General features: G+C 60.2%; 19 protein-coding genes. 7 read left to right on the top strand and 12 right to left on the bottom strand.

The features are described from left to right. Nucleotides 1-60: 60 nt before the first annotated feature. Nucleotides 61-1,869, top strand: coding sequence for a diguanylate cyclase (locus NCHOL11_RS05940; protein ID WP_097091492.1), 1,809 nt, complete (start codon nucleotides 61-63; stop codon nucleotides 1,867-1,869). Here the strand turns inward: NCHOL11_RS05940 and NCHOL11_RS05935 are convergent. Beyond that, nucleotides 1,855-2,544, bottom strand: coding sequence for an ABC transporter ATP-binding protein (locus NCHOL11_RS05935; RefSeq protein WP_097091491.1), 690 nt, complete (start codon nucleotides 2,542-2,544; stop codon nucleotides 1,855-1,857). The two genes, NCHOL11_RS05940 and NCHOL11_RS05935, sit on opposite strands and share 15 nt — an antisense overlap. Beyond that, on the bottom strand, nucleotides 2,537-3,787 hold the full coding sequence (locus NCHOL11_RS05930) for a lipoprotein-releasing ABC transporter permease subunit (protein ID WP_097091490.1): 1,251 nt from the start codon (nucleotides 3,785-3,787) through the stop codon (nucleotides 2,537-2,539). Before NCHOL11_RS05930 ends, NCHOL11_RS05935 begins: the two co-directional genes overlap by 8 nt. Nucleotides 3,788-4,248: 461 nt before the next feature. Between NCHOL11_RS05930 and NCHOL11_RS05925 the strand changes: the two genes are divergently transcribed. After that, nucleotides 4,249-4,713: an Hsp20 family protein gene (locus NCHOL11_RS05925; protein WP_097091489.1), complete on the top strand. Its 465-nt coding sequence runs from the start codon at nucleotides 4,249-4,251 to the stop codon at nucleotides 4,711-4,713. 60 nt (nucleotides 4,714-4,773) lie between these two features. On the opposite strand, the gene NCHOL11_RS05920 is transcribed toward NCHOL11_RS05925, so the two are convergent. From NCHOL11_RS05920 to ccmC, 8 genes are all read right to left on the bottom strand, one after another. Beyond that, nucleotides 4,774-6,702, bottom strand: a complete 1,929-nt coding sequence (locus NCHOL11_RS05920; protein ID WP_097091488.1) for a potassium transporter Kup — start codon at nucleotides 6,700-6,702, stop codon at nucleotides 4,774-4,776. A gap of 130 nt (nucleotides 6,703-6,832) precedes the next feature. Continuing rightward, on the bottom strand, nucleotides 6,833-7,480 hold the full coding sequence (locus tag NCHOL11_RS05915; RefSeq protein ID WP_097091487.1) for a tetratricopeptide repeat protein: 648 nt from the start codon (nucleotides 7,478-7,480) through the stop codon (nucleotides 6,833-6,835). Next, the gene (locus NCHOL11_RS05910) at nucleotides 7,477-7,887 is read right to left on the bottom strand and encodes a cytochrome c-type biogenesis protein (RefSeq protein WP_097091486.1); all 411 of its coding nucleotides are present in this window, start codon (nucleotides 7,885-7,887) and stop codon (nucleotides 7,477-7,479) included. Before NCHOL11_RS05910 ends, NCHOL11_RS05915 begins: the two co-directional genes overlap by 4 nt. Beyond that, nucleotides 7,884-8,411 carry a redoxin family protein gene (locus NCHOL11_RS05905; RefSeq protein ID WP_097092761.1) on the bottom strand — a complete coding sequence of 176 codons (528 nt, stop codon included), beginning with the start codon at nucleotides 8,409-8,411 and terminating at the stop codon, nucleotides 7,884-7,886. Before NCHOL11_RS05905 ends, NCHOL11_RS05910 begins: the two co-directional genes overlap by 4 nt. Further along, a complete protein-coding gene (locus tag NCHOL11_RS05900) occupies nucleotides 8,408-10,339 on the bottom strand; it encodes a heme lyase CcmF/NrfE family subunit (RefSeq protein WP_097091485.1) in 1,932 nt (643 codons plus the stop codon). The genes NCHOL11_RS05905 and NCHOL11_RS05900 overlap by 4 nt, the downstream gene beginning before the upstream one ends. 46 nt (nucleotides 10,340-10,385) lie before the next feature. Then, nucleotides 10,386-10,832, bottom strand: coding sequence for a cytochrome c maturation protein CcmE (gene ccmE, locus NCHOL11_RS05895; protein WP_097091484.1), 447 nt, complete (start codon nucleotides 10,830-10,832; stop codon nucleotides 10,386-10,388). Further along, complete coding sequence (locus NCHOL11_RS18505) at nucleotides 10,829-10,960, bottom strand: hypothetical protein (RefSeq protein WP_255254731.1); 132 nt, start codon at nucleotides 10,958-10,960, stop codon at nucleotides 10,829-10,831. Before NCHOL11_RS18505 ends, ccmE begins: the two co-directional genes overlap by 4 nt. 5 nt (nucleotides 10,961-10,965) lie before the next feature. Then, a complete protein-coding gene (gene ccmC, locus NCHOL11_RS05890) occupies nucleotides 10,966-11,688 on the bottom strand; it encodes a heme ABC transporter permease CcmC (protein WP_097091483.1) in 723 nt (240 codons plus the stop codon). 182 nt (nucleotides 11,689-11,870) lie between these two features. On the opposite strand from ccmC, the gene purF reads away from it, so the two are divergent. Together purF and NCHOL11_RS05880 are read left to right on the top strand one after the other, a co-directional pair. Further along, nucleotides 11,871-13,349, top strand: a complete 1,479-nt coding sequence (gene purF / locus NCHOL11_RS05885) for an amidophosphoribosyltransferase (protein WP_097091482.1) — start codon at nucleotides 11,871-11,873, stop codon at nucleotides 13,347-13,349. Between the two features lie 93 nt (nucleotides 13,350-13,442). Further along, complete coding sequence (locus tag NCHOL11_RS05880; RefSeq protein WP_097091481.1) at nucleotides 13,443-14,153, top strand: SDR family NAD(P)-dependent oxidoreductase; 711 nt, start codon at nucleotides 13,443-13,445, stop codon at nucleotides 14,151-14,153. A 4-nt stretch (nucleotides 14,154-14,157) separates the two neighbouring features. Here NCHOL11_RS05880 and NCHOL11_RS05875 read toward each other — a convergent pair whose 3' ends face one another. Further along, the gene (locus NCHOL11_RS05875; RefSeq protein ID WP_097091480.1) at nucleotides 14,158-15,423 is read right to left on the bottom strand and encodes an SAM-dependent methyltransferase; all 1,266 of its coding nucleotides are present in this window, start codon (nucleotides 15,421-15,423) and stop codon (nucleotides 14,158-14,160) included. Nucleotides 15,424-15,459: 36 nt separating this feature from the next. Further along, nucleotides 15,460-16,836 (bottom strand): cryptochrome/photolyase family protein, encoded by a 1,377-nt coding sequence (locus tag NCHOL11_RS05870; RefSeq protein WP_097091479.1) that lies wholly within the window; start codon nucleotides 16,834-16,836, stop codon nucleotides 15,460-15,462. A 181-nt stretch (nucleotides 16,837-17,017) separates the two neighbouring features. Here NCHOL11_RS05870 and NCHOL11_RS05865 point away from each other — a divergent pair, with 181 nt between their 5' ends. The 3 genes from NCHOL11_RS05865 to NCHOL11_RS05855 all read left to right on the top strand — a co-directional run bounded on the left by NCHOL11_RS05865 (nucleotide 17,018) and on the right by NCHOL11_RS05855 (nucleotide 19,880). Beyond that, nucleotides 17,018-17,503: an RNA pyrophosphohydrolase gene (locus NCHOL11_RS05865; protein ID WP_097091478.1), complete on the top strand. Its 486-nt coding sequence runs from the start codon at nucleotides 17,018-17,020 to the stop codon at nucleotides 17,501-17,503. A 101-nt stretch (nucleotides 17,504-17,604) separates the two neighbouring features. Continuing rightward, a complete protein-coding gene (locus NCHOL11_RS05860) occupies nucleotides 17,605-18,624 on the top strand; it encodes an arginine N-succinyltransferase (protein ID WP_176502189.1) in 1,020 nt (339 codons plus the stop codon). Further along, nucleotides 18,621-19,880, top strand: coding sequence for an N-succinylarginine dihydrolase (locus NCHOL11_RS05855; protein WP_097091476.1), 1,260 nt, complete (start codon nucleotides 18,621-18,623; stop codon nucleotides 19,878-19,880). The genes NCHOL11_RS05860 and NCHOL11_RS05855 overlap by 4 nt, the downstream gene beginning before the upstream one ends. Nucleotides 19,881-19,904 lie beyond the last annotated feature (24 nt).

Here is a 19,904-nt window from a genome sequence, read left to right as displayed (position 1 = left end):
TTGAGACTGCTTTCCACGCGGTTAAGCATTCTCCAACCTCTCCGATATAGTGTGCGCCCCATGCGTTTGTCGACGATCACCAATTGGGCATATGGCGCCACCCTATTGCTTACCCTCGCCTCCGGAACCACGATGCTCATGGCGTCGGGCGCTGAGAAAAACGAGCGTGAGGCAGTCGAGCAACGCGCGCGCTTCGATCAACTGACCTCGGCGCTGCTTGAGGACAGCTATCGCCAGACCGAACAGGCGCGATCCTTTTCGATCACCGGCGATCCCACCCACCTCGTCGCCTATCAGCGTGAAAAGGCCGCGCTGCGTTCAGTGGAACAGCGGATCAGCCATTTGCGCGACGCAGGCGCGACAGAGAGCGAACTCAGGGCCCTGCGCGACGCGCTGCATTGGGCGGATGCCCTGACCGATGAGCAGGAGGCTGCACTTCGCGCCGCCCAGGCAGGCGATCAGGACACTGCGCGAACCATCCTGTTCGGTGACGAATATGGCCGGGAGCTTGACCGGATCGCCGCTCAGATCGGCAAGTTCCAATATATGTTGGACCAACGGACCGAAGCAGCCATAGCCCGCGCCACCGCGACGGCGCGCCAATGGCGCAGCATGTCCGAAATCATGCTCGGGGCGACCGCGCTCCTGTTCCTCTGCGTTCTCTATTTCATCCTCAAACAGCGCATCCTGCACCCCGTCGTGCGCCTGAGCGACGTCGTCACGCGCCTGGCCGCGCAGGACTTCGCGGCCATTCCGCCGGACATTTCCCATGTGGATGAAATCGGCGACATGGCTCAGGCTATCCGAATCTTCCGGGAAAATGGCCTTGAACGCCAACGGCTGGAAAAGGAACGCGACGCCGATCGCATCATGCAGGACCTTCTTTCCCGCATGACGCAGCGGCTTCAGGGTTGCGACAACAGCGCCGATCTTACTGGCGTCGTGCGGCGTTTCGCCCCGGAAATCGCGCCGGGCTTCGCGGGCAGGCTGTACATCTATGATGCGCGCCGGAACGCCATGCGTCAGGCCTGCGACTGGCTGTCCCCACAATGGTCCAAGGCGGAATTCTCCCCGTCAGCCTGTTGGGCGCTGCGTCGCGGGCAAACGCACCGGCCGTCCGGCAACATCATCGACATCCCCTGCGAGCATCTGGGTTCGGAAACCCCTGCTCCCACCATCTGCATGCCGCTGGCAGCACAGGGGGAAACGATCGGCCTCCTGTATTTCGAAGAACCTGCCAACGTCTCGGCCGATCAGATCGAACGGAGCGAGAAATATCTGGAGATGCTGGCCGAAAATATCGGGCTGGCCCTTGCGAACCTCCGCCTTCGCGACGCCCTGCGCGAAATGGCGATGGTCGACGCGCTGACCGGCCTGTCGAACCGGCGGCAATTCGACGCAGCCATTGAAGATGCCGTGGCGGTCAGCAGCCGGGACCGGTCCCCCCTCGCCTGCCTTATGATCGACATCGATCATTTCAAGCGGTTCAACGATGCGCATGGCCATGACGCGGGCGACGCCGTGCTGCGGGCCGTCGGCAATGTTCTGAACGAATCCCTCCGCGAAGATGGCTACGCCTTCCGCCTCGGCGGTGAAGAATTCGTACTCCTGATGCCGCACTTCTCCCTGGATCAGGCGATCGACCGTGCACGGCAGGTTCAGGCCAGGATTCAGAACCTTCGCGTGCAGCATGGCCATCAGCAGCTTGGGCCGGTCACGGCATCGTTCGGGCTTGCCGCTTATCCCGATCATGGAAGGCCGAACCAGCTCGTCCAAACCGCGGATGCGGCCCTCCTCCGGGCGAAGGCCCAAGGCAGAAACCAGATCGTCGTGGCAACTGTCCGGGACGACGCCTCAGTTCAGGTCTGAAGCCTCTTCCAGCAGGCCCTCATGAAGACGCACGACGCGGTCCATCTTTTCCGCGAGCCGTTCATTGTGGGTCGCCACCAGAGCAGCTGAACCTTCCTCCCGAACCAATCGGAGAAACTCTGCCAGCACGATGTCGGCGGTGCGCTCATCCAGGTTGCCGGTGGGTTCGTCCGCCAGGATCAGAGCGGGCCGGTTCGCCAATGCGCGGGCGACGGCGACGCGCTGCTGCTCGCCGCCCGAAAGCTGGCTCGGACGGTGATCAACACGATGACCCAGACCCAGGGAGGTGAGCAATGATTCAGCGCGCGCGCGGGCCGCGCCGTTGTCCTGGCCACGAATGACCTGCGGCAGGATGACATTTTCCGCGGCGTTGAAATCCGGAAGCAGATGGTGGAACTGATAGACGAAGCCCAGCGCGTCCCTGCGCAGCCGCGTCCTTCCGTCATTATCAAGACGCGCGGCTTCCTCGCCATCGATGCGGATCGACCCGTCGAAGCCGCCTTCCAAGAGGCCGACAGCCTGCAACAGCGTGGACTTGCCAGAGCCTGACGGCCCGAGCAGCGCCACAATCTCGCCCTGCCCCACGGTCAGGTCGACGCCGCGCAAAACCTCGATCGTCACGCCGCCCTGGGTAAAGCTGCGCTTCAGCCCCTCAACCTTCAATATGTCATTCATAGCGCAGCACCTGCACGGGATCGGTATTGGCGGCCTTGAACGCGGGATAGAGCGTCGCAAGGAAACTGAAGATCAGCGCCATGAGGCAGATGATCGTGATCTCTATCGGATCGGGTTTTGCCGGCAACTCGGTCAGGAAGCGGATCGAAGGGTCCCACAGATTCTGCCCGGTCATGAACTGGATCGCATTCACGACGCTCTGACGGAAGAAGAGGAAGGTGAAGCCCAGCACCAAGCCCGCAGCCATCCCGAGCGACCCGATCGTCACGCCCACGGTCATGAAGATCTTCACCAGGCCCACCCTGCTCGCCCCCATCGTGCGCAGGATCGCGATGTCGCGCGTCTTTGCACGGACCAGCATGATCAATGACGAAAGGATGTTGAAGACGGCGACAAGCACGATGATCGAAAGCACCACGAACATCGCCACCCGCTCGACGGCCAGCGCCTCGAACAGGGACGCGTTCATCTGCCGCCAATCGGTCACGACCGCGCGGCCTGCGACCTTCCCGGCCAGCGGCTCCAGGATCGTGCCGACCCGATCGGCATCGACCGTCTCCACCTCGATCATGCCGACCACATCGCCCAAGAGCAGCAGCGTCTGGGCATCCTCCATCGGCATCACCACGAAGGCCTTGTCATAGTCGTACACCCCGACCTCGAAGATCGCAGCGACTTGGTAGGATATCTGGCGCGGCACCGTTCCAAAGGGTGTGGAGCGGCCTGCGGGATTGATGATCGTGATGCTGTCACCCAGCTGGAGACCAAGATTTTCGGCCAATCTTGATCCTATGCCGACCTTACCCGCATTGGCGGTGAGATTGTCCATGCTCCCCGCGAGCACCTTTGCCTTCAGGGTCGCATTGTTCCGGATGTCGTTGACGGTCATGCCACGGACAAGAACGGCTTCCACCCGCCCCTGGAAGCTGCCGAGCAGTGGCTGCTCGATCAGCGGTGTGGCGCTGGTGACACCCGGCGTCGCCTTCGCTTCATTCAGGATCGAACGCCAGTCCGGCAACCGTCCGCCATAGCCTTGAACCACGGCATGACCGTTCAACCCGACGATCTTGTCGAACAGCTCTGCCCGGAAGCCGTTCATAACGCTCATCACGATGATGAGCGCCGCGACGCCAAGCATCACGGCGGCCAGGCTGATGCCCGCGACCAGGAAGATGAATCCCTCTCCCTTGCCAGGCAGCAGATAGCGCTTGGCGATCATGCGTTCGTAGCGTGATAAGATCATGGTGGCGCGAACGGCCCTTTATGTGATGTCGATTAGTGCCCGTCTAGCAGGGTCTCCACTAACGGCAAGCGCAACGGATTGTTGCACGTCAGCCACAGGGGTGAAGGGAAAATCTTCGGCCAAGGAAATAGCCCGTGACAGCGGCCTCCGCGGGCCATAGCAAAGTCAACGAAGCACAGGTTAATGGCCGTGGTTCAGGGATACTGCTTCCCACTTCAAGCTTAGGGGGCTGAGAAGTGGTCGAGGCAGGCCAAGGGGGAGACGAGCAATCGTCCATTAGTGCCCGGATCGTGGAAACGCGGTCCGGGCACTTTTGATTCCGCCCATGACAGGCCTCTTGAAACCGGTTTTCCTTCAACCATATCAACCTCGCGCGTCCGCCAAATGGGGTCGTGCATCGTATCGCCGGATGCCTTTTTGAGGGTCCGGTATGTTCATTTTGCTCTGATGGAGATTATGACATGCGTGGTTTTGACCTTACCCCTTATCGCCGCTCCACCGTCGGTTTCGATCGTCTCTTCGACCTGATCGAAAACAACGCGCGGTTGCAGCAGGGCGACAACTACCCCCCTTTCAACATCGAACGGCTTTCCGAGGACCGTTACCGCGTGACGCTCGCCGTCGCCGGTTTCCGGACGGATGAAATCGACATCACCGCGCAGCAGAACCTGCTGCAGGTTGTGGGACGCAAGGACGATGGCGCGAGTTCGGATCGTTCCAAGTTCCTGCATGTCGGTATCGCCAATCGCAGCTTTGAAAGGCGCTTCGAGCTTGCCGACTTCGTGCGGGTGGAAAAGGCCGATCTTGCGGACGGCCTGCTGACGATCGAACTCGTTCGCGAAATCCCCGAAGCGATGAAGCCGAAGAAAATTTCCATCAACGGCGGTCAGCTCGTCGATATCAACAAGGATCGCGACGCGGCCTGATCCGCTTCCGTTTAGGAATGTTCATGGGGCGCGGCCTGATGGTCGCGCCCTTTTCTGCGTCTATATTTCTACTTGGCTGCCCAATTCGACGACGCGGTTGGTCGGCAGCCGGAAAAACTCCATCGCGCTTTCAGCGTTGCGCAGCATCCAGGCAAAAATCTTCTCTCGCCACAGCGGCATTCCGGGCTTGGCGGACGGCAACAATGTCTGCCGCGCGAGGAAGAAGCTGGTTTCGATCATCCGAAACGCCTGCCCGCATCCCGTGACATTCTTGAGCGCCGCCGGAACATCCGGCTCCTGCATGAACCCATATTCCAGCACGAGCCGGAAGAAGCCTTTCCCAAGGTCCTCCAACTTGCACCGGCCATCCTCTTCCACGACCGGCACGTCCCTGATTTTCACGGTTAATAAGATGACTCGTTCATGCAAAACCTTGTTGTGCTTCAAATTGTGCAGAAGCGCATGCGGAACTCCGTTGGACGTCGACGTCATGAAGACCGCTGTTCCCGGCACGCGAACGGCGCTATTTGCTGCCGACGCCACGAACACCGGGATAGGCATGGCGCCCTCGCGCAGCCGATCCTGCACCAGTCGACGGCCCCGCGACCAGGTCGTCAGCAGCGTGAACACCACGAAGCCGATCAGCAGCGGGAACCAGCCGCCATCCGGCACTTTGGTGAAGTTCGCTGCAAGATACGCCCCGTCAACGGTGAAGAACACTGCCAGCAGTGGTGCCGAATAATACCAACGCCACTTCCACAGCCGGTAAAGCAGCACGGTAAGCAGCAGGTTGTCGATGAACATCGCGCCAGTGACTGCGATACCATAAGCGGCGGTCAGATTGGACGATGTCTGGAAAACCAGCACAAGCAGGATCACCATCACCATCAGCCCCCAATTGATCATGGGGATATAGATCTGCCCGGCGGTCGAGGCGCTGGTATGCGCAATCCGCAGGCGCGGCATGAAGCCGAGCTGGATCGCCTGTTGCGTGACCGAAAACGCGCCGGAAATAACCGCTTGGCTCGCGATGATGGCAGCTAGGGTTGCAAGACCGACCAGCGGCAGCTGTGCCCATTGAGGGGCAAGATGGTAGAAGGGGCTGTGCAGAGCCGCCGCACCTTCGCGGAACAGCAGAGCTCCCTGCCCCATATAGTTCATCATCAAGGCCGGGAGCACGAAGAAGAGCCACGACACGCGGATCGGGCTGCGTCCGAAATGGCCCATATCCGCGTATAGCGCTTCCGCGCCCGTGACCGCGAGAACGACCGCGCCGAGGGCAAGGAAAGCCGGCAGCGGATCGGTCAGAAAAAACATGACCGCCCAATAGGGGTTGAAGGCGTAGAGAATACCCGGCGTCTCGATGATGCTGATCACGCCCAACGCCGCGATCGTCACGAAATAGACGAGCATTATCGGACCAAAAAAGGCAGCGACCCGATTGGTCCCCAAGCCCTGAATCCAGAACAGCCCCAGCAATATGACCACAGCGGCCGGCAAGATCGCTGGCGCGAGTTGGGAGTTGTAAACTGCCAGCCCTTCGACGGCCGACAGCACCGATACGGCCGGGGTGATCATCGAATCGCCATAAAAAAGCGAGGTTGCAAATACGCCCAGCAAAACGATTCCGCGAGACCAACGCTGCGTTTTGGTCTGCCCGTTGATCAATGCAAGAAGCGCAAGACTCCCCCCTTCGCCCTTATTGTCGGCGCGCATGATGATCGTGACATATTTGAGCGTTACGACCAGCATCATCGACCAGAACATCAGGCTGATGACACCCAGGATGTGAGCGGGATCGAGAGCCAGATGATGATGGCCAGCGAACGTTTCGCGGAACGCATACAGCGGGCTGGTGCCGATGTCGCCGAACACGATACCGACCGCACCCACGACGAGTTTCAGCGTGGCCTTCTGACGCGCGTGCCCGTGTTCTTCGGCCGATTCGTCGCCGGAGTGGTCGACGCCGCTCGCCATGTGATCAGCCATGAAGGAAACGCCAGATGGTCATATTCATACGACACTCAAGCCTAGGCGATGTACGGGAAAATTCCCAATATTCATTAAGAAGGGGCGCCCCCTACCACGCCTCCATGACCAGCGCAATTGAACCGCCATATCACTGGGCGACAGGCGTTCCCGCTGCCAACATTGCGTCGATACGCGCAATGCTGAGTTCCAGTTCCGCCCTGATTTCCGATCCTTCGGGAGCTCTAGCGACCAGAGGCGCCCACAGTTCCTTTGCAGCCTGCAACTGACCGGCGCGAACGAGGGCCAAGCCATAAAAATAAGGTGGCGCAGGGGCGTCCGGGTCCAGCGTCATCGCACGACGATAAGCAAAGTCGGCGCTCGGCGACACCACCCCACCCGCATGAGCGATCAACGCGTTCCCAAGACCCAGCCATAAATTGGGATCATCGGGCGTCTGCTTCAGGCCCGCCAGTATGACATTTGCCGCCTCTTTGGTCTTGCCTTGCCTGCCGAGGCCATCCGACAACATCAGCCACTGTCCAGCCTTGCCGTAGCGCTCCGCCATTCCGCGGCGCCGCTCTGCGAGTTGCTCGTCAAACTGCCCCCTGTCCGTGGAGGCCGATGCCATTTTCGGCTGCCCAGGAAATCCGGGGCTTCCTTGCCAAGCATAACCGGCGAGCCCAAGCAGCACAGCCGCAGCCGTCAGCTCCCATGACATGCGCGGAATGCGTCCTACCGCGAGGAGCAACGCCATGAGACAGAATGCAAAAGCCGCCGCTATCAGCCAGCCGTTCATCGCCGTGCCTTCCGTTTGATGCGGCCACGCAACAGCAGCAAACCAAGGCCGATCAGCAATAATGGCGCACCCCAAAGCGGCCAGAGAACCGGGTCAGCTGTGGGCTCATAGCTCACCCAATCACCATATCGCTCGATTAGCCAGCGGCGAATATGTTCGGGCTCTTCCCCGGCCATGATCCTTTCCCTGATCTGCGACCGCATATCGCCAGCCATGCTTGCATTGCTGTCTGCGATTGACTGGCTTTGACAGGTGAGGCAGCGGATCGTCTCCATCAACGCCTTCGCCTTGCGTTCCAGTGCAGGATCACTGATCTGCCGGTCCGCATAGGGAGCAGGAGGAAGCGCCGACTGCGCCAGAAGCGGCGGGGTCAACAGCAATGCGAACAGGGTTAGCAGGGCCTTCACCGGGCATCCTCCAACTGCTGGAGGATCATGGGAATATCGTCCGCCCGTATGTCGCCCACATGTTGATAGGCAATCCGGCCTTTTCCATCGATGACGAAGCTTTCCGGAACGCCGGATGAACCCAAGGCGATCTGCACGCTGCTGCGCGCATCGAGCCCGATCCGGTCATAAGGATTGCCATAGCGCGCCAGGAACCGGTCCACATCCTCACGAGCGTCACGGATTGCGATGGCATCGATCTCCACCCCTGCCCGCTTCAAGGCGAGAAGTTGGGGCGCCTCGGCGGCACAGGGCACACACCAACTGGCGAAGATGTTCAGCAGGCGCGGTTTGCCCGTTGCCAGCTCACGGCTCATCAACGCGGGCCGATCGCTCGCCGCTGGCGGCAGAGTGAAGTCGGGCAAGGTCTTGCCCACCTGCTTTGACGTGATAACGCGGTCGTCAGGCTTCAACAAACCACTGGCGAAAAGGATGAAAAATCCCGCAAAGAGTGCCAGCGGCAGCCAGATGAGCAGCTTCCTCATGCGACCGCCGCCTTGCCGCGCCATTTGAGAAGCCAGCCACGACGCTCACGTCCCACCAGCGCCAATGCGCCACCTAGGGCGACTAGCGCACCGCCGAACCATATCAGCGTGACGAACGGCTTCCACCAAACCCGAAGTTGCCAGCGTCCCTGGTCCGCCTCTTGGCCCAGCACGACGTAAAGCTGACCATTCCAACGCGTCAGCAACGCTGCCTCGGTCGTGGTCGTGGGAGGTGAAGGGAAAAAGCGCGATTGTGGATGCAGCATGACGGGGGGGCCTCCATTCCGGCTCGCTTCCATGTCAGCCTGCAACGCAGTCCAGTTATCGCCTGCTATCGGAACGATCCGCGTGAGACGCAATTTCCAACCTGCCGCTTCGACCACGTCACCGGGCCGAACCGCCGCAAGCTTTTCTACGGTGAAAGCGGAATCGCAGGCCATGCCGGCAAGACTGACGGCACACCCCAAATGCGCAACAACCATTCCCCAGGTAAACAGGGGGGTACGCCGCAAATTACGCTTCCAGAGTGGGGCCACACTTCCCGCCGCGACAGCCAGGGCAATGACCAGCCCGAGGAACGGCAGCACGCCGATCCGGCCCCATGCCAGTATAGCCACAGCAGCAAAGGCGATCATGGCGATGACGGCCGGGACGATCAATCGCCGCCCAACCTCAGCCAAATTGTCCCGGCGCCACCGAGTCAAAGGTCCTGCCGCCATGACGATCATCAGGATCAGGGCGATGGGTCCCGCTATCCGATCGAAATAGGGCGCACCAACCGAGACCTTGTGCCCAAAGGCTTCGGTAAGAAGTGGATAGAGCGTCCCTATCAACACCAGACCAAGGATGACGGAGAGCAGCAGATTGTTGACCACCAGCATGGTCTCGCGGCTGACAAGCTCAAAAGGCGCTCCCTCGCGTACCGCACCCACCCGCCATCCGAAGAGCGCGAGCGCTCCCCCGATGTAAATTCCCAACAGGACCAAGATGAAGCTGCCGCGCTCAGGGTCGACCGCGAAGGCGTGCACACTGGTCAGGATGCCCGAACGGACAAGGAATGTGCCGACCATCGACATCGAAAATGCGATAACCGCCAACATCACCGTCCACGCGCGCAGCGCATCGCGCGTGGCGAGCACCGTAACGCTGTGCAAAAGCGCTGTCGCCGCCAGCCACGGCATCAACGACGCGTTCTCGACAGGGTCCCAAAACCACCAACCGCCCCAGCCCAGTTCATAATAGGCCCAATAGCTGCCAGCCGTGATGCCGAGCGTGAGGAGTATCCACGCAGCCAGAACCCACGGCCGCATCGCCCGTGCAAAGGATGCATCCACCTGCCGCGTCAGCAGCGCGCCGATCGCGAAGGAAAAAGCCACCGACAACCCGACATATCCGAGATACAGGGTGGGCGGATGGAAGGCGAGGCCAGGGTCCTGCAACAGCGGGTTGAGCCCTTGACCATCAGCCGCGGGCGGATTGATCCGCGCGAAAGGATTGGAAGCAAAAAGCAGAAATGCATAGAATCCAAGGCTGATCGCAGCCTGTCCGCCGAGTGTCGCCATATGCGTATCTCGCCGTAGCGCTCGTTCGAACAAGGCCACCGCAGCGCCAGCCACGCCCATGACGGTGACCCAGAGCAGCATGGAGCCTTCATGATTGCCCCATGTTCCAGCGAACTTGTACAGCCATGGCTTCATCGAATGGCTGTTGTTGGCGACCAGCAACACGGACATGTCCGATCGCATGAACAGCGCGATCAGTGCGGTGAAGGCGATGGTGGTCAGCGCCCCTTGGGCGACCGCTACCGGCCGCACGGCCTCGAGCAGTTCGCTTTTCTTTCCCGCCAGTCCGAAAGCCACCAGACCTAATTGAAGAAACGCGAGCGCTGCGGCCAGCCATAGCGCGACGAGACCTGCTTCTGCGATCATGCCGCCCTCACCGCTGGCTGAGGCCCGATGGTCATGAATGCCGCTCTCACTGGCCCGCCTTCATCTCGTGGGTCGTTTCGTTATATTGCAGGCCTTCCAGCTCCCGAGGCATGTAACGTTCGTCATGCTTCGCCAGCAGGTTCGTGGCAACGAAGGTGCCCGCGCCATCAAACGCCCCTTCCGCAACTACACCAGACCCTTCCTTGAAAAGATCAGGCGCAATACCCTTGAACACCGCAGGAACAGTCGCCTTCCCGTCAGTCACGTCAAAATGCAGGGTTACGCCGTCTGCCGCCCGCTTGAGGCTGCCCTTGACCACCATGCCGCCGAGACGAATGGCTTTGCCCTCTTCTACACCTTTCGCGCGAACGTCGGCGGGCGCATAGAAATAGGCGGCTTCATCACGGAGCGCAGAGGCAGCGAGCAAGCCCGCACCGATCAAGGCAAAGAGCGCGACCAGCGCGAGGACGAGGCGTTGATGCTTCGCCTTCATGACCTGTCCGTCAATTTCTGCGCCGCTGCCTCCGCGTCGCGCATGGAGCGCCAGCAGGAAAGGCACAGGACGAGCGTGCCCAAAAAGGTCAGCGCGTAGGCGCCGGCGACAAAAGCCCACTGATTCATGTCGATTATCCCCGCGCCAGCCGCTGCATGCGCGCCTCAACCTTGTTACGCGCCAATATAGTCCGCATCCGCATGAGCACGATCGCCCCGAACAGGAGAGAAAATCCCGTGAGCGTGAAGCCAAGTGGCCAGAGAAGCGACAGGTCGATGCTTGATCCTCGCAGCGTGATGCTGGGGCCCTGATGCAAGCTGTTCCACCACACGACCGAGCGATTGATGATGGGAATATTCACCGCCCCGACAAGACCGAAGATTGCCGTCACGGGACTGACGCCACCCTGATCCTGCCGCGCACTTGCATTGGCCAGCGCTATATATCCCAGATAGAGGAAGAAGAGCACCAGCATGGAGGTCATCCGACCGTCCCATTCCCACCACGTTCCCCAGGTGGGACGGCCCCAGATAGATCCCGTGACGAGGCAGATCGCGGTAAATAATGCGCCTGGAACTGCAATGGCCCGCCCCGCAACAGCTGCAAGCGGATGCCGCCATATAAGCTGCATCAGCGCGGATATCGCGATCCCGGTCCATCCCGCCATCCCCAGCCATGCGGCAGGCACATGAATATAAAGAATCCTTACCGTTTCACCCTGCAGATAATCAGCCGGGGTAACAAGAAGACCGCAACCCGCACCTGCCAAAAGCAGTATCAGCCCAGGCCAGAACAGCCAGGCGGTCAGCGGCCGCGCGATCTTCAGGAAGCGGGCAGGATTGGCAAAACGGTGCATTTGGAGAGGCTCTTTAGCTCTGCCTTACGCGCAAAGCCAGTAGCGCTTTTCTGTCCGCGACCACCCAGGAAACTTTCCCATCTTCGCCGCTCGACAGCCTTTTTTGTTTCAAACAGGCGACAAATCAGGATCGAGCCACTATATGCGCGCGAAGCAGCCCTTTGAGGCGCACGGCATCGGCTATGGACCCGCTCGCACCCATGTTTACGACAAACCCGTTCGACGACGACAAGCTGCGTGAAGAATGCGGCATCTTCGGAGTCATCCAGGCGGAGACCGCTTCGGCGATCGTCGCACTTGGACTCCACGCATTGCAACATCGCGGTCAGGAAGCTGCTGGCATCACCAGTTGGGATGGCCATGATTTCCACACCCACCGGGCGATGGGCCATGTGGCGGGCAATTTCGACCGTGATGAAGTGATTCGCGCCCTGCCGGGCAATACCGCATCTGGCCATGTCCGCTATTCAACGACGGGCGAAACCTCGCTCCGCAATGTGCAGCCGCTCTATGCAGAGCTTAATTCCGGTGGCTTTGCCGTCGCACATAACGGCAATATCTCCAACGCCATGAAGCTTCGGCGCGAGTTGATCCGGCGCGGTTCGATCTTCCAGTCGACTTCCGATACCGAGGTGATCATCCATCTGGTCGCAACCTCGACCTACCGGACGCTGCTCGACAAGTTCATCGACGCGCTGAAGCAGGTCGAGGGTGCTTATTCACTGATCGTGACCACGCCTGAAGGCATGATCGCATGTCGCGATCCGCTTGGTATCCGCCCCCTGGTGATGGGAAAGCTGGGTGACGCCACGATCTTCGCATCTGAAACCGTCGCATTCGACGTCGTCGGTGCTGAACATGTCCGCTCTATCGATCCTGGCGAGCTTGTCATCGTTACGCATGATGGAGACGTCCGGAGCCACCGCCCGTTCGGCGACGTACACCCCCGCCCCTGCATCTTCGAACATGTGTATTTCAGCCGCCCCGATTCTATCGTTGATGGGTCGAGCGTCTATTCGGTTCGCAAAGCCATCGGCGCTCAACTGGCGATCGAGAACCCGGTCGATGCCGACTTGGTCATCCCCGTGCCCGACAGCGGCGTGCCTGCGGCGATCGGCTATGCCCAACAATCCGGCCTCCCGTTTGAGCTTGGCATCATCCGCTCGCACTATATCGGACGTACATTCATCCAGCCGGGGGACAAGGTTCGGCACCTTGGTGTCAAGCTCAAGCATAATGCGAATCGCGCGCTGATCCAGGGCAAGCGCATCGTTCTCATCGACGACTCGATCGTTCGTGGGACCACCAGCCTCAAGATCGTACAAATGATGCGCGAAGCTGGGGCCAAGGAAGTGCACATGCGAATTGCCAGTCCGCCGACGAAGCATAGCTGCTTCTATGGCGTCGACACGCCCGAGCGCACCAAGCTGTTGGCGCATCGTCTGGATATCGGCGGAATGCAGGATTTCATCCATGCCGACAGCCTGTCCTTTATCTCGATTGACGGGCTCTACAAAGCGCTGGGCGAGGCAAAGCGGGCGGACATCCGGCCGCAATATTGCGACGCCTGCTTTACCGGCGATTATCCCACCACACTCACCGATCAGGATGATGCCGTGGTGCAGAACCAGCTTGAACTGCTCGCCGAGCGGGTTGTCTGATCACTAAAGCAAATCTGGATGGCTGCTCGGCCTGAGCAGCCATTCCCTTTTCAATGAACGGCCTTTCACTCAGAAGGGCGAACAGGATACCTCATGTCCACTCTTCCTCTTTCCGGTAAGCTTGCCCTGGTAACCGGCGCGAGCCGCGGGATCGGCGCTGCCACCGCCAAGGCGTTGGGCGCTGCCGGTGCTCACGTCATTCTGACGGCCAGAACCGCTGGCGGGCTTGAGGAGGTGGAAGAATATATTCACGGCGTCGGCGGCAGCGCGACCATCGCGCCACTTGACCTTATAGATGGAGAGAGCATCGGACGACTAGCGCAAGCGGTATCTGGCCGGTGGCAGGCTCTGGATGTCCTGGTGCTCAATGCCGCAACGCTCGGTAGCTTGGCCGCAGTTCCCGCTATCGATACCAAGGAATTTGCCCGGCAGCTCACCTTGAACATAGCGGCACCGCAGGCCCTGATCGCGGCATTCGACAAAATGCTTCGAGCTAGCGCTGATGCCCGCGTCGTTGCGATTACCTCATCGGTCGCACGTGCGCCCCGCGCCTATTGGGGGGCCTATGGCGCATCCAAGGCAGCGCTCGAAACGCTCGTCAGCGCCTATGGCGAGGAAGTGAAGAATATTTCCGCGATCCGCGCCCATATCGTTGACCCCGGAGCAACGCGGACCGCCATGCGCGCCAGAGCCTATCCAGGGGAAGATCCGGCAACGGTGAAAGAACCGGAGGTCGTTGGCAAAGCGATCGCCGACCTCGTCCTGTCGGACCAGCCGAACGGTTATCACCTGCGCATAGATTGATTCGTCAGCCGGGCTTGACCAGCGTAACCTGGGCGACATCGATCGTGCCGCTCCTGAAGCCGCCTTCACAATACATGAGGTAATAGCGCCAAAGCGCCACGAAGTGCTGGTCGAAGCTGGCGGGTAGAAGGCCGCGATCGACAGTGCGATCGAATTGCTCGCGCCATCGCCTGAGTGTCTCCGCATAATGCTGGCCAAAATGGTGAACGTCGCGCCATTCCAGCCCTTCGGCCTCCGCCAGAGCCCTGAAGCGGCTTTCGGAAAGCAACATGCCGCCTGGGAAAATATAGGTCTGAATGAAATCAGCTCCACGGGCATATCGATCGAAAATGGCATCATCGATCAGAATATATTGAACCGCGGCTCGCCCCCCGGGCTTCAGAAGCCTGTTGATCGCACTCACATAGGCAGGCCAATATTCCTGGCCAACGGCTTCCACCATCTCCACACTGGCGATGGCGTCATATTGACCTTGGGCATCGCGATAATCACGCAGGAGGATATTGGCTCCGGCACCCAGCCGTTCACGCGCGTAATCGGCTTGGTGGGTCGATAGCGTCAGCCCATCATAGCGGATGGCCGAGCGCTGCATCGCCTGCTCGGCAAGCCCTCCCCATCCGCAGCCGATCTCCAGCAGCGCACTGCCCTGCTTGAGGTGGAGCCGATCCAGTATAGCGTCCACCTTGCGCTGCTGCGCGCGCTCCAGGCTTTCGCTCCGGTCGTCTGGATCGCAAAACAACGCGCTCGAATAATGCATGTTGCGGTCCAGCCAGAGGCCGTAGAAATCGTTCCCCAGGTCATAATGATAAGCGATGTTGCGACGCGATCCCCGCCGATTATTGCGCCTCAGGTGATGCGCAAGCGCCGCAAACCATCGTCCTGGGCCGTTCGGGCGCGCCACATTGCCCAAGGTCATGGCATTCGCCATGAACAGTTCGAACAGCGGAACCGGATCGGGACTGCTCCACTCACCTGCAGCCCACGCCCTGTACCAACCCGCCGACCCACCAGCGATCAGCCGCAGTAGAGCACGCCAGCGGACCAACCTGACTTCGCACGCGGGCCCTGCCGCCCGCCCGCCCAACATCCTGATCGTGCCATCGGGCAGTGTCGCTTCGAGTTTGCCCTTCTCAAGTCCCGAATCGATGCGGTCCAGAAGGCGGTGGAAGTGGGGTGCAGTCAGGCGCTCCAGCCAACGGCTCGGTTCATCCTCAGGCAATCGTCGCACGGCTGACGCGCGCCTGCCACGCTTGGGATCGATTGCGTTCATACCCTCACCTCTGCCGCTCGCTCATGGATACTGTCGTCACGCCCTGCTGCGCCGATATGCGGCAAGCGCACGTTCCCGCGCCTCGCGATGCCCTACGCGCTTGGGAGGATAGGATCGCGGCCTTGCTTCAAAGGCGTCAGGATCATGAATTGCCTTGTCATCCAGATGCACCAGTTCAGGCACCCACCTCCTGATATAGTCCGCCGCCTCGAATTTTGGAGACTGCGTTAATGGCGCCATGATCCGCGAAAACAGGTTTGCGTCAACACCGCTCCCAGCCACCCATTGCCAGTTCACGCTGTTGTTCGCATAGCTTGCGTCAACGAGGGTATCCCAAAACCATTGAGCCCCGTGCCGCCAATCGATCAGAAGATGTTTGATGAGAAAGCTCGCGGCGATCATGCGGACTCGGTTGTGCATCCATCCGGTCGTCCAAAGCTGCCTCATTCCGGCATCCACTATCGGATAGCCTGTCTGCCCTTGCTTCCAGGCCGCTAGATCGGAGCCTGCTTCGCGCAAATCCCGCCATGGCATCCGGTCGAAACCGGCACGAGCATTCTGTGATCCATAGGCTGGGAATGCCCAAATTTGAGTATGCGCATAATCGCGCCAAAGCAGTTCCTTGAGGAAGGTCGTGGCGCTGGTCGCTGCATCACTGATGCGGTGCCACACATAAGCGGGCGAAACCTCGCCGAAATGCAGGTGGGGGGAAAGTCGGGATGTGCCTTCGATCGAGGGAAGATTGCGTGCCGTGTCATACTCGTCAGCTTCATCCATGAACGACGCAACATTCTGGCGGGCGCCGGCTTCCCCAGGAGACCAGTCGTCAGAGAAATGGACAGCCCAATCAGGTTTGCTGGGAAGCAAGTCCCAATCGTCGAGGGACTCACTTTTAGGCCACTTATGGGGAGAAGCGATCTCAGCAGGGGCCGGACTGGCGATCGCAGGCGGCATATGCTGCATCGCGGCGCGGGCAAAAGGAGTGTATATCTGATAGGGCTTTCCACCAGATGTGCGGATGCTGCCGGGCGGGAGCAGTAGCATGCCTCCATGCAATTGAAGGTCGAGATCGCGGGCTACTGCCTTCTCCGCATTGCGCCACCATGGTTCATAGTGCGCCAGCGCATGCACCCGTTTAGCGCCCGTCTCCCGGCTTAGCCGCTGCAGTTCCTCTACGCTCTTCCCTCTGCGCAAGATAAGACGGGATCCCTTGCGGCGAAGGCTATCATCCAGTGATTTGAGGCTATGGTGGAGCCACCATCGTTGCGCGCTTCCCATTTTCCACTGCTTGGGCGTTGCATCGTCCAGAATGTAGACCGGGATAACGGGTCCTTCGCTGGCCGCCTGCGCCAAGGCAGCTTGATCGGAGAGGCGGAGGTCCTGGCGGAACCACAGGATGACGGGATCGGACATATCACAGCTTTGCCATTGCTGGGCGAGGCTTCCAACCCCTCGACCATTTCGGCGCGAAAAGCTGTCCAGATACGGCACTGTATTTTTTAGCTCATGGACGGGCGCAGGTCGGCCGATTATCTTGGCAATATAGAAAGCTGCGGCCCAGGGTTAGCGGCGAGGACATTGATCAGGGGACAATATGGCGTCAGTGCCAAATGATTCGGAACTCGGGTATCGGCCTTGTGTCGGCGTGATGCTCGTCAACATGGACGGCAAGGTTTTTGTCGGCCAGCGGATCGATAGCCAGGTGGAGGCTTGGCAAATGCCGCAAGGTGGGATCGACCACGGGGAAGAGGAAAAAGCAGCCGCGCTTCGTGAACTTGGCGAAGAAACGGGGATCAGGCCGGATCATGTCGAGATCATCGCGAAGGCGCGGGACGAACATCTTTACGACCTGCCGCCTGAACTCATCGGGAAGCTGTGGGGCGGCAAGTTCCGCGGACAGAGGCAGACGTGGTTCCTGGCACGCTTTCTCGGCACTGATGGCGACATTGATATCGCTACCGCTGACCCGGAATTTTCGGAATGGAAATGGATCGAGCCGGAAGCGCTTCCCGACGTCATAGTTCCTTTCAAGCGCAAGCTCTACCGGGACATTCTGCAGGAATTCAAAGCGCTCATCTAAAAGCCACCGCGAGGGTGGAGGCGGGCAGGCTCGTTTGATAAGCTCTGGTGCATGAGGGCGCTTTCCTTTCCTGATCGAGCCCTGGCGGTGGAGGTGATGGCTTGAGCTTTGTCATGCGGACGGCGCGGGCGGATGATCTGCAAACCCTGTATGAATTAGCGAAACAAACGGGGGGAGGATTTACGAACCTGCCCGCTGACCGGAAGGCGTTGGAAGAGAAGCTGGTCCGGACCGAACTGGCTCTTGCTCGCGAGGGTGGGGAGGTTGAAGACGAACTCATTCTCATGGTTCTCGAAAACTGCACTACAGGGCAAGTTCGGGGCACCTGCCAGATTTTCAGCAAGGTCGGGCAAAGCTGGCCCTTTTATTCCTACCGCCTGGGCGTCCTGACCCAGCATAGCCGCGAGCTTTCGCGGACGTTCCGGGCGGAAATGCTCTCGCTCGTCACGGACCTCGAGGGATCGACGGAAGTAGGCGGCCTGTTCCTGCATCCGCGAGAGCGCGCGGAGGGTCTTGGCCTCCTCCTCGCCCGCAGCCGTTATCTCTACATCCGTAATCATCGCGAGCGCTTCGGAGAACGAGTGATCGCGGAGCTGCGTGGCGTGATCGATGAAGCGGGCGGCTCACCATTTTGGGACGGCCTGGCCGGGCGCTTTTTCGGCATGACATTTCAGGAAGCGGACGAATTCAATGCCATCCATGGCAATCAGTTCATCGCCGACCTGATGCCTAAAACCCCCATCTACATCGCCATGCTGAACGAAAGCGCGCGTGCCGTCATCGGCCTTCCCCATCCCAATGGCCGCGCGGCAATGCGAATGCTGGAGACGGAGGGCTTCACCAATCCGGGCTATGTCGACATTTTCGACGGCGGGCCGACGATGGTCGGACAGATCAACTCGCTGCAAACCATCGCCCATGCGCAGGATGTGACACTTGGTTCAGTCCATGACGGGGGCGGCGAAAAGCATTTGATCGCTTGCGGTCAGCGCGCCGAGTTTCGCTGCACCTACGGCCTCGTCAAACGCGCCAGCAACGAGGGCGTATCACTCGACCGGGAAAGCGCTGAACGGCTGGCGATCGAGCCGGGGCAGTCATTCACGATGGTGCCGCGCGCATGAGCGTCAGGGAGATCAACTTCGACGGCTTGATCGGCCCGAGCCACAATTATGCGGGCCTGAGCCATGGCAATCTCGCTTCGGCCAACAATGCAGGAGCGGCATCCTACCCCCGGGCAGCCGCCCTGCAAGGCATCGAGAAGATGCGCACGAACCTTCGCCTCGGCCTGACCCAAGGCATTTTCGTACCGCAATGGCGGCCGGACGGTCGCTGGCTGAACGCACTGGGCACGAACATCAGCGAAGCAGAGCCCCATATCCGGGCGGCCGCCATGTCCGCGTCGTCAATGTGGGCAGCCAATGCCGCCACGGTGTCGCCGGGGCCGGACACGGCAGACGGGCGTACCCATTTGACGGTCGCCAATCTGGTGACCATGCCCCATCGCAGCCATGAGTGGCAGCAGACGCTCACCCAATTGCAGGTCGCCTTTTCCGACAAGTCCGCATTCGCGGTGCATCCGCCGATCCCCGCGCCTTTTGGCGACGAGGGCGCCGCCAACAATATGCGGCTGTGTGACCGGCATTCGGATCAAGGCGTTGAAATATTCGTCTATGGCCAATCGGGTGGCCCCTATCCTGCGCGCCAGCATGTCGAAGCCAGCAAGGCGGTAGCGCGGCTGCACGGCCTTGATCCTGCGCGCACATTGTTCGTGATGCAGTCGCAAGAGGCGATCGCGGCCGGCGCATTCCATAATGACGTGGTAGCAGTCGCCAACGAAGGCCTGCTGTTCGCCCATGAGCAAGCCTTTGCGGACAAGGACCGCTTCTACACGCAGTTGCGGGCGCTCTTCCCGGCGGTGCAGATCATCGAAGTGCCAGCACGGGCGATAAGCCTGATCGACGCCATCCAAAGCTATCTTTTCAACGCGCAACTAGTCACGATGCCCCATGGCGGCATGGCCCTGGTCCTGCCCGCCGAAGCAAAGGCCATCAGGAGCGTCTGGGCATGGCTGGAAAATCTGGTCGCGGGCAATGGTCCCATCCGGGAACTGATCCCCGTCGACGTGCGCCAATCCATGGCCAATGGCGGAGGACCAGCTTGCCTGCGGCTGAGGGTCGTCGCGGACCCGGCGAATATCGATCCACGGTTTCTGGTGAACGAAGCCAAGCTCGACGCCATCGCGAACATTGTCGAGCGTAGTTGGCCTGAGGAGATCATCGCCACTGATCTTGCCGACACCCGCCTGATCGCGCAGATCGAACAATCGTGGTTAATGCTTGTTGACCATTTGCAACTTTCGGGCGACTTAATTCCTTAGAGCTAGTCGCAGCTCGAGTGGAAT

Origin of the sequence: Novosphingobium sp. Chol11 (assembly GCF_900218065.1) — a bacterium.
GTDB classification, from domain to species: Bacteria; Pseudomonadota; Alphaproteobacteria; order Sphingomonadales; family Sphingomonadaceae; genus Sphingobium; species Sphingobium agri.
The sequence above is the reverse complement of the archived record's forward strand: the minus strand, read 5'-3'. Positions and strand labels throughout refer to the sequence as shown.